The 11,837-nt window shown below is 42.4% G+C and carries 10 protein-coding genes, 1 tRNA gene and 1 other annotated feature; of the genes, 9 read left to right on the top strand and 2 right to left on the bottom strand.

Annotated features, from left to right (window positions below; translation table 11 throughout):
• The first annotated feature begins 51 nt into the window (after positions 1-51).
• A tRNA-Gly gene (locus JNO66_RS16090) sits at positions 52-122 on the top strand.
• Between the two features lie 431 nt (positions 123-553).
• On the opposite strand, the gene JNO66_RS16095 is transcribed toward JNO66_RS16090, so the two are convergent.
• Together JNO66_RS16095 and JNO66_RS16100 are read right to left on the bottom strand one after the other, a co-directional pair.
• Positions 554-922, bottom strand: coding sequence for a hypothetical protein (locus tag JNO66_RS16095; RefSeq protein WP_203089786.1), 369 nt, complete (start codon positions 920-922; stop codon positions 554-556).
• A 159-nt stretch (positions 923-1,081) separates the two neighbouring features.
• A complete protein-coding gene (locus JNO66_RS16100) occupies positions 1,082-1,492 on the bottom strand; it encodes a hypothetical protein (RefSeq protein WP_203089788.1) in 411 nt (136 codons plus the stop codon).
• A 341-nt stretch (positions 1,493-1,833) separates the two neighbouring features.
• Here JNO66_RS16100 and ilvD point away from each other — a divergent pair, with 341 nt between their 5' ends.
• From ilvD to leuD, 8 genes are all read left to right on the top strand, one after another.
• Positions 1,834-3,501 carry a dihydroxy-acid dehydratase gene (gene ilvD, locus JNO66_RS16105; protein WP_203089789.1) on the top strand — a complete coding sequence of 556 codons (1,668 nt, stop codon included), beginning with the start codon at positions 1,834-1,836 and terminating at the stop codon, positions 3,499-3,501.
• 2 nt (positions 3,502-3,503) lie between these two features.
• Positions 3,504-3,759, top strand: a binding site (T-box leader).
• Positions 3,760-3,838: 79 nt separating this feature from the next.
• Positions 3,839-5,575, top strand: coding sequence for an acetolactate synthase large subunit (ilvB, locus tag JNO66_RS16110; protein WP_203089791.1), 1,737 nt, complete (start codon positions 3,839-3,841; stop codon positions 5,573-5,575).
• Positions 5,572-6,093, top strand: coding sequence for an acetolactate synthase small subunit (gene ilvN, locus JNO66_RS16115; protein ID WP_203089800.1), 522 nt, complete (start codon positions 5,572-5,574; stop codon positions 6,091-6,093). The genes ilvB and ilvN overlap by 4 nt, the downstream gene beginning before the upstream one ends.
• A gap of 62 nt (positions 6,094-6,155) precedes the next feature.
• Positions 6,156-7,178: a ketol-acid reductoisomerase gene (gene ilvC / locus JNO66_RS16120; protein WP_203089803.1), complete on the top strand. Its 1,023-nt coding sequence runs from the start codon at positions 6,156-6,158 to the stop codon at positions 7,176-7,178.
• Positions 7,165-8,712, top strand: coding sequence for a 2-isopropylmalate synthase (locus JNO66_RS16125; RefSeq protein ID WP_203089806.1), 1,548 nt, complete (start codon positions 7,165-7,167; stop codon positions 8,710-8,712). The genes ilvC and JNO66_RS16125 overlap by 14 nt, the downstream gene beginning before the upstream one ends.
• A gap of 12 nt (positions 8,713-8,724) precedes the next feature.
• Positions 8,725-9,813, top strand: coding sequence for a 3-isopropylmalate dehydrogenase (gene leuB / locus JNO66_RS16130; RefSeq protein ID WP_203089809.1), 1,089 nt, complete (start codon positions 8,725-8,727; stop codon positions 9,811-9,813).
• A gap of 24 nt (positions 9,814-9,837) precedes the next feature.
• Positions 9,838-11,253, top strand: a complete 1,416-nt coding sequence (gene leuC / locus JNO66_RS16135) for a 3-isopropylmalate dehydratase large subunit (RefSeq protein WP_203089812.1) — start codon at positions 9,838-9,840, stop codon at positions 11,251-11,253.
• Complete coding sequence (gene leuD / locus JNO66_RS16140) at positions 11,254-11,832, top strand: 3-isopropylmalate dehydratase small subunit (protein WP_203089815.1); 579 nt, start codon at positions 11,254-11,256, stop codon at positions 11,830-11,832.
• Positions 11,833-11,837: the final 5 nt, after the last annotated feature.

Consider the following 11,837-nt stretch of genomic DNA (forward strand, 5'->3'; position numbering starts at 1 on the left):
TATATTTATATTCGTCGCTGATATTACTTTTTAAAAAGCGATCTAAACCATGCGGGTGTAGTTTAGTGGTAAAACCTCAGCCTTCCAAGCTGATGATGTGAGTTCGATTCTCATCACCCGCTTTTCTTTTTTTTGTCCCAGTAGCTCAGCTGGATAGAGCAACGGCCTTCAAGAATATTAGGAGCCTTTACAGGGAAACAAGAACCTGTAAAGTGGACGACACTGTATCGGTGAAGCCTGACCAGCATGTGCTGTTGGTAATACCGAGGAAACTTGTAATCAGATTGATTATACTCAAGCAGAAAGGCTCGTATGAGAGGTATGCTGAGTAGTGTACATATGTGCAATGAGGATCCGTAGAGACTATACGTGTCGCACCTGAAATGGTGAAGATATAGTCCAGACCACAAACAGATCTCTGGTGGCGAAAGTCATAGTGGTAAGCTAAGCCGTCGGTCGGGAGTTCGAATCTCTCCTGGGACGTCAACGAAGATGTATACATAGTTTGTCAAAACGGTCTCAAGCATTTCGGTGCTTGAGGCTGTTTTTCGTTTTAGAAGAAATATAATAAAGTTGCCAATAGACCTTCTATCTCTGAAGCTTCCTCGTTGATTAGTATCTTAAGTTTCCGCGCAAAGTCATCAAGCTGATTCAACTCTGTCAGTGTATAAAAATGTGAATGAAGAGACTCAGGAACCTCTTGTTTATTATCAAGAATGATTTCAAGCGCCACATGACCTCTGTTTGTATGGTTAAAAAATCGAACAGACAGATAATGAGTCGAGTCGTCCGTGTTCGCACCTGATGTCCATCTAAATTCATTTGCTATGTCTGGGCTAAAATGAATGATTCCTTGTCTTAACTCTTGAAGGTCAGCATTTGTTGTATAAATATCTAAAGTCACTTTATTATGGATGGTCATAAACTCTAAAACGACATTCTAAAAGATGAATATCTTCCCAAATCTTTTTAATACGTATACTTGGATCGCTCAATGTTGAAACACCCCAAATTCTCTATTCTCTAGGCTCCTTAGTTTAACATATGGACAAATGAATCAAACAAAAAACGCCATCTGCCATTACGTTTGCAGATAGGCGTTTCTTGTTTGATTAGAGCCAGAAGTGATCGTTTGAAGCCAACTTGGATTTTCACTTGTCACGTTCTCCGGCGTGTAAAAGTATACCGTCCATCCTTTTTTACGAAGTACTCGGCGAATTCGCTCTTGCTTTGCTTCTGAACTCGCTTTGACAAATGCTAGCTTGTAAGGAATTAAAGCGACATTTGTGCGCACACCATAAATGATCTGGTTAGCCGTTGGATAAAAATTGCGTTGATGAAGAAGTTCACACAATTTCTTATCCATTGAATCAGGACACTGTTTCCAATGATCGGTTACGAGGACGAGATGAGTGAGTGGCTTTTTCTTGAACAGAAGAGAGAACAGCTTTAATTCGGACATTTTTTGGAACATGGTTTTCGTTCGTTTCATTTTCATCACCTAAGACTACTATCCCCGTTTTTACGAAAAGTATGACAATATTTTTAGAAATCTTGAAACTTTTTATTGGCAAGGATGTAACCGCATACAATAATTGAATCTATCTAAATTATCTAATTATTTTCATAAAAACGGTTGACCCTCGTTACTAAGAGGCGTATGATAAGTCTCAATAACAAAACACTTTTAACAAACAACGTAAGAAATGCTGACAACGTTTTTAAACTTTACTTTCTAAGTAGAGTTGACGGAAGATTCACACGTGTTTATGCCCATGACAATGTTATATGTGGCCAAATAAACAGATTACACTGATGTGGGAGCGGGTAGCAATGAGAAGTAATATGATCAAAAAAGGAATCGATCGTGCACCTCACAGAAGCTTACTTCGAGCAGCGGGTGTTAGAGAAGAGGATATGGACAAACCGTTTATCGGAGTCTGCAATTCATATATTGATATTATTCCAGGGCATATGCATTTAAACAAATTTGCAGAGGTTGCCAAGGAAGCTATTATTGAAGCGGGTGGAATTCCATTTGAATTTAATACAATTGGTGTAGATGATGGAATTGCCATGGGACATATTGGGATGAGATATTCCTTACCAAGTCGTGAGATTATCTGTGATGCGGCTGAAACGGTAATTAACGCTCACTGGTTTGACGGGGTGTTCTACATTCCAAACTGTGACAAAATTACTCCGGGAATGTTAATGGCTTCGGTTCGAACGAACGTACCGTCTGTCTTCGTATCAGGAGGACCGATGGAAGCCGGTCGTACGAAAGACGGTCAGAGTCTTTCACTCGTTTCAGTGTTTGAAGGAGTCGGCGCCTTTTCTTCTGGAAAAATGACGCGTGAAGAGTTACTTGAAATCGAACAGCAAGCCTGTCCAACATGTGGTTCCTGCTCAGGGATGTTCACAGCAAACTCTATGAACTCACTAATGGAAATGCTAGGACTTGCACTTCCTGGTAACGGAACAATCGTAGCAACGTCCGAAAAGCGTCATCAATTAATCAAGGATGCTGCTAAACATCTTATGAATCTAATTGAAAAAGATATTCGCCCTAGAGACATCGTTACTCAAGAAACGATTGATGATGCATTTGCACTTGATATGGCGATGGGCGGTTCAACAAACACTGTTCTTCATACATTAGCAATCGCACACGAGGCGGAAGTAGAATATGATCTAAACCGAATTAATGAAGTGGCTGAGCGCATTCCTTACTTAAGTAAGATCAGCCCGGCATCTGATTACTCAATGGATGATGTTCATCAAGCTGGTGGCGTGAGCGCCATCATCAAACAACTCTGCGAGATTGAAGGGGCCGTCCATCCGGATCGCATTACGATAACTGGTAAAAGCCTCTATGAAAATGTGAAACACGCAGAAGTAACAAATAAAGATGTCATAAGAGACAAAGATACTGCATATAGTCCAGTGGGTGGATTATCTATCTTGTTTGGTAACCTAGCACCAGACGGAGCTGTTATCAAAGTGGGTGCAGTTGACCCGTCCATTCAAGTGTTTGAAGGTGAAGCGATTGTCTTTGAATCTCAAGAAGAAGCACAAGAGAAAATTAACAAAGGTGAAGTAAAAGAAGGACATGTGGTTGTCATTCGAAGCGAAGGACCTAAGGGTGGACCGGGAATGCCGGAGATGCTCGCACCAACCTCTGCTATTCAAGGCCGAGGACTTGGTACAAAGGTTGCTTTAATTACAGACGGACGATTCTCTGGTGCATCACGAGGGATTTCCATTGGACATATTTCTCCTGAAGCTGCTGAGGGTGGACCGATTGCTTTTGTTGAAAATGGAGATACAATCAAGATCGATCTTCCAAATCGAGGAATTCATTTATTGGTTGATGAAGAAGAGCTAGCTCGCCGCAAGGTTGGCTGGACAGAACCTGAACCAAAAGTGAAAAAAGGCTATCTAGCCCGTTATTCAAAACTAGTAACCTCTGCAAATACTGGCGGAGTCATGAAAATATAATTGTTAAATTGTTGATGAGGAAAGTACGAATATTCTTTCTGCTAAAGAGAGCCGCGTTGCTGAGAAGCGGTGCAGAAGATATTCCGAAACTCACCTCTGAGAGTCTTACTGAACGATCGGCTAAGGGCTGATTTACTAGGTGGACCGGGTGTACCAGCACTCGTTATTAAAACGGACAGAACTCTTTGTCCATGAGACCAAATTGATTTTTGGTGAACTAGGGTGGTACCGTGAAAAGCTAATCTTTTCGCCCCTTCAGCTACAAACGTGGCTTGTTGGGCGCGGAAAGATTTTTTTTATATTCCCATACGCTTTGGACTAAAAAGGAGGAGCAAAGATGTCAACGAAAACAAAAAAACAGGAGCTTGTTGTGAACATTGAGAACAAAGAGGCACCAAAAGTATTATCAGGGTCAGGAATGCTGATCGAAGCACTAGCAAAAGAGAACGTTGAAGTCATCTTTGGCTATCCAGGAGGAGCGATTCTTCCAACCTATGATGAAATCTACAAAACAGGTATTCGTCATATTTTAGCAAGGCACGAACAAGGGGCCATTCATGCTGCAGAGGGATACGCTAGAGTTTCAGGAAAGCCGGGAGTATGTGTTGTAACCTCTGGGCCTGGAGCAACAAATGTCGTGACAGGTATTGCAGATGCCATGATTGATTCTCTTCCACTTATTGTTATAACGGGTCAAGTAGCAAAAACAGTGATTGGAACAGATGCTTTCCAGGAAGCGGATATGCTAGGAATTACGATGCCTATTACAAAGCATAATTTTCAAGTGAGATCCGTTGAAGAGTTTCCGAGAATCATCAAAGAAGCCTTCCATATTGCTACAACAGGACGACCTGGTCCAGTCCTAATTGACCTGCCAAAAGATGTGTCGCAAGATTCTGGGTTGTTTGACTATAGCGAAGATGTTCATCTTCCTGGCTACCAACCAACAATCATCCCAAATCGCCAACAAATCCGTAAGCTTGCGGAAGCTGTTACACAAGCTAAGAAGCCTGTTATCTTAGCTGGAGCAGGGATCCTTCACGCTAAAGCAAGTGAGCAGCTATACGAATACGTGGAACAACAGCAAATACCCGTTGTGAACACACTACTTGGTTTAGGGAACTTCCCGGGTAACCATGAATTGCACTTAGGTATGGCGGGGATGCACGGTACGTATGCTGCGAATATGGCGCTTCATGAAGCCGACTTGTTAATTAATATTGGTGCGCGATTTGATGATCGACTTACTGGAAAATTAGAATTCTTTGCTCCAAACGCGACGATTGCGCACATTGATGTGGATCCAGCAGAGATTGGGAAGAACATTGAAACACAGATTCCGGTTGTAGGAGATGCAAAAGAAGCACTCAAGATGCTAATCGCTGAGCAAGGCGAACAAGCAGATCACGCAGACTGGAAAGCGAGTCTTCAGATTAAGAAAACTGACTTCCCTCTTTGGTATAAGCAAGAGGATGAAACGATTAAACCACAGCATTTGATTGAAAAGATCTATCAAAAAACAAAAGGCGAAGCCATTGTTACAACGGATGTTGGCCAGCATCAAATGTGGTCAGCTCAGTTCTATAAATTTGATAAGCCCAACCGTTGGGTAACATCAGGTGGACTTGGAACAATGGGCTTTGGATTCCCAGCAGCGATTGGTGCACAAATTGCTGAACCGCAATCAACCGTTGTATCCATCATCGGCGACGCTGGATTCCAGATGACATTACAGGAAATGTCCATTTTACAGGAATTGAACCTGCCAGTGAAAATTGTCATTGTTAATAACGCATCGCTTGGGATGGTTCGCCAGTGGCAACAGCTTTTCCACGGAGAGCGTTATTCAAACTCACTTTTCCCGATCCAGCCTGATTTTGTGAAACTTGCTGAGGCATATTCTATTAAAGCGATGAAAGTCGAAGAGTTAAAGGATATGGAGTCAGCGATTGAAGAGATGCTTGCACACGATGGTCCGGTCTTGATGGACTGTAGAGTGGCTCAAGAAGAAAATGTCTATCCAATGATTTGTCCAGGGAAAGGACATCACGAAATGGAGGGGATTAGACCATGAAGCGAACCATTTCTACGCTTGTAAACAATAGCTCAGGTGTTTTAAATCGAATCACCGGATTGTTTGCAAGAAGACACTATAACATTGAGAGTATTACCGTTGGTGTAACGGAAAACCCTTCTGTATCAAGGATGACATTTGTTGTAGTGGTAGACACGATGAATAATATTGAACAGGTATTAAAACAGCTCCATAAACAGGTTGATGTCTTAAAGGTAAAGGACATTACCGATGAGTCAATAATCGCCAGGGAGCTTGCTCTCATTAAAATTGTTGCCTTTCCTGAACAGAGAGGTGAAATTGCTGCTTTGGTGAATACATTTCGTGCTCAGACCATTGATATCGGGCGTGAAAGCATGACGCTGCAAGTGGTTGGTGACCATGAAAAGGTCGAGGCGCTTATCGATCTCCTTCGTCCATATGGGATTAAGGAGCTTGCCAGAACAGGCGAAACGGCACTGAGTCGTAGCTCTAAAAAGGTAATAGCGGATCCAAACAGACTTAGTTTGATTAACTAACAGGAACACGTGACATTCCAAATATATTAAATTATCTATTTAAAAAAGAGGAGAGATTTCTAATGGCAAAAGTATATTACAACGGTGATGTAAATGAAGGACTACTACAAGGAAAAACAGTTGCAATCATTGGATATGGTTCACAAGGTCATGCACATGCATTAAACCTTCGCGAAAGCGGTGTTCAAGTTGTTGTAGGATTGCGCCAAGGTAAATCATGGGATAAAGCAGCAGAGGATGGATTTGATGTTCAAACGGTAAGAGATGCGTCAGCACAAGCTGATCTAATCATGATCCTTCTTCCGGATGAGCACCAACCAACAATCTACAAAAATGAAATCGAGCCAGAGCTAACAGAAGGAAAAGCACTTGTATTTGCTCATGGATTCAACATTCACTTTAACCAAATCGTTCCACCATCTAACGTGGATGTATTCTTAGTTGCTCCAAAGGGTCCAGGACATCTTGTTCGTCGTACATTTGAAGAAGGCGCAGGCGTACCAGGACTTATTGCAGTATTCCAAGATGCAACAGGCCAAGCTAAAGATACGGCACTTGCTTATGCAAAACAAATCGGAGCTGCTCGTGCAGGTGTGCTTGAAACAACATTTAAAGAAGAAACGGAAACGGATCTATTTGGAGAACAAGCCGTATTATGTGGTGGAACAGCTGCCCTTGTAAAAGCTGGTTTTGAAACATTAACAGAAGCTGGATATCAGCCAGAAGTTGCATACTTTGAATGTTTACATGAATTAAAGCTAATCGTTGATCTAATGTATGAAGGTGGACTTGAAACGATGCGCTATTCCATCTCTGACACAGCACAATGGGGAGATTTCCAAGCTGGTCCTCGTATCGTAACAGACGAAACGAAAAAAGCGATGAAAGGTATTCTGTCTGACATCCAAACAGGTAAGTTTGCAAAAGGCTGGATTCTTGAGAACCAAGCAAACCGTCCAGAGTATACAGCAATCAATGAAGCAGAGAAAAATCATCCAATTGAAGTAGTAGGTCGTGAGCTTCGTGAAATGATGCCATTTGTGAAAGGTAAATCAAAAGGAGTGGTGGGCAGTGCGAAAAATTAATGTCTTTGACACAACGTTGCGCGATGGAGAGCAGTCAGCTGGAGTCAGTTTGAATCTAGAAGAAAAGCTTGAAATTGCAAGACAGCTTGAACGCCTTGGAGTGGATATTATGGAGGCTGGATTCCCAGCCTCTTCAAAAGGAGACTTTCAATCCGTTCAACAAATTGCCCGTACCATCAAAAATAGCTCAATCACTGGCTTGGCTCGTGCCGTTCAATCAGATATTGATACTGCATGGGAAGCCTTAAAAGATAGTGCAGAGCCAAGACTTCACGTGTTTATTGCATCTTCTCCAATTCACATGCAATACAAGCTGAATATGACACCTGATCAGTTGGTAGAGCGAGCGGTTCAAAGTGTCAGACATGCCGCATCCAAGTTCCCTCATGTCCAGTTTTCAGCAGAAGATGCTAGTCGCGCGGAGCTTCCTTTCCTAGCTCGATTAGTAGAAGAAGCGATTCAAGCTGGAGCAACGGTTATTAATCTACCAGATACGGTTGGATTTACAACCCCGCATGAAATTGGAAAGATGTTTGCTTATATGAAAGAACATGTTCCAAGTATTGATAAAGTGGTGTTGTCTACACATAACCATAACGATTTAGGTATGGCTGTAGCAAATTCCTTGGCAGCTATTCAAAATGGCGCAGGTCAAGTGGAGTGTACAGTGAATGGAATTGGTGAACGTGCAGGAAATGCCGCACTTGAAGAAATTGCTGTTGCTCTAAATATCCGCAAAGACTACTACAAAGCAGACACTGGCTTAACGTTAAAAGAAATTAAACGCACAAGTTCCCTTGTGAGTAAGTTAGCAAATATGCCGGTTCCAGGAAATAAAGCGGTTGTTGGCGCCAATGCATTTGCTCATGAATCTGGTATCCACCAGGATGGCATGCTGAAAAACAAGGAAACCTACGAAATTATTACTCCAGAGCTAGTTGGTGTTCATGAGAGCTCTATGGTTCTTGGAAAACACTCAGGTAGACATGCATTTAAAGAAAAGCTGACGGAGCTAGGATTTGCAGGCGACGCAACGCAATTTCAACAAATCTTTGATGCATTCAAAGATCTTTGTGATAAGAAGAAAGAAGTAACGGAAGATGATTTGTTTGCATTAATGACTGAAACGATGACAGATGCGATTCAAGAGTCATATGAGCTTCAAACGGTTCAGGTCAATTATGGAACAAACAACATTCCAACAGCAGCCATTACAATGAAGCTACCATCAGGTGAAATGGCTCAAGAGGCTGCAACGGGATCAGGTAGCGTAGAAGCCATTTATAACACACTTGAACGGATTATTGAAGGACCTGTCAGTTTAGAAGACTATCGTATCCAGTCAGTAAATGGTGGCGGCGACGCACTAGCGGAAGTTTATGTACAAGTGAAATACGCAGGGTTTGAGTCATCTGGAAGAGGTACAGCACATGATGTACTGGAAGCTTCGGCTAAAGCTTATATCAATGCTGTAAACCGGACGTTGATCCGTAAAGCCTATGAACAGGAACAAACGAATAAGGTAAATATATAGGAGATTTAAACAATGAAAAAACAGATAACGCTTTTACCTGGAGACGGGATTGGACCTGAGGTTGTAACGGAAGCTGTACGAGTATTAGATAAGGTCGGAAACGTTTTTGGTCATGAATTTACTTATCAAACGGCAGCCATAGGTGGAACGGCAGTTGATCAATTTGAAGATCCCCTGCCACAGCAAACACTTCAGAGTTGTAGAGAAAGTGATGCCATTCTACTTGGTGCTGTTGGTGGACCAAAGTGGGATAGCTATCCAGCTCATCTTCGTCCAGAAAAAGGGCTCTTACGAATTCGCAAGGAGTTAGAGCTATTTTCAAATTTACGTCCAGTCTCGATTTATAATAGCTTGATTTCAGAGTCTACTATTAAAGAAGATGTAGTAAGAGGCATTGATTTACTCATTGTTAGAGAATTAACCGGGGGTCTTTATTTCGGCGAACCGAGCGAGCGCTTGGACGTAAATGGTGAGGAAGCGGCTGTTGACACATTATCTTACAAACGAAGTGAAATTGAACGAATTATCAGGATGGCCTTTGAATTAGCAGAGCTAAGAGGTAAAAAAGTAATGTCTGTAGACAAAGCAAATGTACTCGAATCAAGCCGCCTATGGAGACAAATCGCAAATGAGATCGCTGAAGATTTCCCTGAAGTGACGCTTGAACATATGCTTGTTGATAATGCAGCCATGCAGTTGATTCGTAATCCACGACAATTTGATGTTCTTGTAACGGAGAATTTATTTGGTGATATTCTTAGTGATGAAGCATCTATGATCTCAGGTTCACTTGGCTTACTTCCATCTGCTAGCTTAAGTGCAGAGGGGCCAGGAATTTACGAACCCATTCATGGATCAGCACCAGACATTGCTGGAAAAGGGTTGGCTAATCCATTAGCTACGATTGCATCTGTTGCGATGATGTTGAAATACGCGTTTAAAATGGAGAAAGAAGCAGAAGCAGTGATGTCTGCAATCAATGCAGCGCTTGATTCAGGCGTGCGCACAGCTGACCTAGTATACGGAAATCAAGGGTCTGTGACAACATCAGAGATGACGGATGCTGTTCTAGCTTATATAGGTACCGAACAAACGAACTAATGTCAGATAAAGGAGGAATCGCAGATGGCACCTAAAACAATCATTGAAAAAATCTGGAATGCCCATGAAGTAACCGCAGAAGAGGGGAAACCAAGTCTACTCTATATCGACTTACATCTTGTACATGAAGTAACGTCTCCACAAGCTTTTGAAGGCTTGCGCCTAGCTGGGAGAAAGGTAAGGCGTCCGGATCTCACATTTGCCACGATGGACCACAATGTCCCGACAGTGAACCGTTACGATATTACGGACATGATTGCAAGAAAGCAAATGGATACCCTTGCTGAGAACTGCAACGAATTTGGCATTGAGATTGCTGACTTAAAAAGCCCGGAAAATGGGATTGTCCATGTGATTGGGCCAGAGCTTGGGTTAACTCAGCCTGGGAAAACCATCGTTTGTGGTGATAGTCATACGTCTACACATGGTGCGTTTGGTGCGATTGCATTCGGGATCGGTACTAGTGAAGTCGAACATGTTCTGGCTACTCAATCATTATGGCAATCAAAGCCTAAAACTCTTGAAGTGCGTATAACAGGTCAATTGGGGACAGGAATTTCTGCAAAAGATGTTATTCTTGCGATCATTTCAAAATTTGGTGTGGATGTAGGAACGGGTTCTATTATTGAATTTACCGGAGACGCTATAAGAGGATTAACAATGGAAGAGCGAATGACGATCTGTAATATGTCGATTGAAGCCGGTGCAAAGGCAGGTCTTATTAGCCCGGATCAAGTTACTTTTGACTATCTGGAGGGACGTCAATTCGTTCCAAAAGGTGAGGATTTTGAACTTGTTAAGCATCAGTGGAGCGAGCTTGCCACTGATGAAGGGGCTGTTTATGATCGTACAGTGATTATTGATTCGTCTGAGATTGAACCGATGGTGACATGGGGAACAGATCCCTCGCAAGGCGTACGGATAACGGATGTGGTACCATCACCTGAACATGCTCAGTCTGATTCAGAAAGAAGAGGAATTGAGCAGGCGCTTGAATATATGGATTTAGCTCCTGGAACGCCAATTTCTTCTATTGAAGTACAACATGTGTTCATTGGGTCCTGTACGAATTCCCGCATAAGTGATTTACGAGCAGCAGCCGAGATCATTCAAGGAAGAAAAGTCGCTGAACATGTTCGTGCACTTGTTGTACCGGGATCCCAAAGGGTAAAAAAGCAAGCTGAGAAAGAAGGGCTTGATCAAGTGTTTGTCGAGGCAGGATTTGAATGGCGTGAATCTGGGTGTAGTATGTGCTTAAGTATGAATCCTGACGTCGTTCCAGAAGGCGAACGATGTGCATCGACTTCTAACCGTAACTTTGAAGGTAGACAAGGGAAGGGCTCTAGAACCCATCTGGTAAGTCCTGAAATGGCTGCAGCTACAGCAATTGCTGGTCATTTTGTAGATGTACGAACGTTTAAAACAGAAGAGGTGAAATAAATGGAGCCATTAACAATTCATACAGGTCAAACGGCAGCCCTAAATCGTGTGAATGTAGATACTGATCAAATCATTCCAAAACAGTTTCTGAAGCGGGTAGAACGAACAGGCTTCGGACAGTTTCTCTTTTTTGATTGGCGTTTTCTTTCTGATGGCTCAGATAACCCTGAGTTCGCTTTAAATAAACCAGAGGCAGCAGACGCATCCGTACTTATTGCGGGCAATAATTTTGGCTGTGGTTCCTCTAGAGAACACGCACCATGGGCATTAAATGATTATGGCTTCAAAATCATTATCGCACCTAGCTTTGCCGATATCTTCTATAACAACTGTGTGAAAAATGGAATGCTTCCTATTCGCCTAACTGAACAAGAAGTAAACGACCTTCTCGCTAAGGCAGAAAACGATCTTTATTCCTTGACAATTGACTTAGAAGAGCAAACCGTAAAAGGTGAAGGATTTGAAGCAAGCTTTCAAATAGATCCTTATTGGAAGAAGATGTTGCTAAACGGTTGGGATGAAATCGGATTAACCCTGCTTCATGAAGAGAAGATCAAAGCGTTTGAAGAAGCACGCTAAAGGGT

This window comes from Alkalicoccobacillus gibsonii (assembly GCF_016798245.1).
Classification (GTDB): Bacteria; Bacillota; Bacilli; order Bacillales; family Bacillaceae_D; genus Alkalicoccobacillus; species Alkalicoccobacillus gibsonii.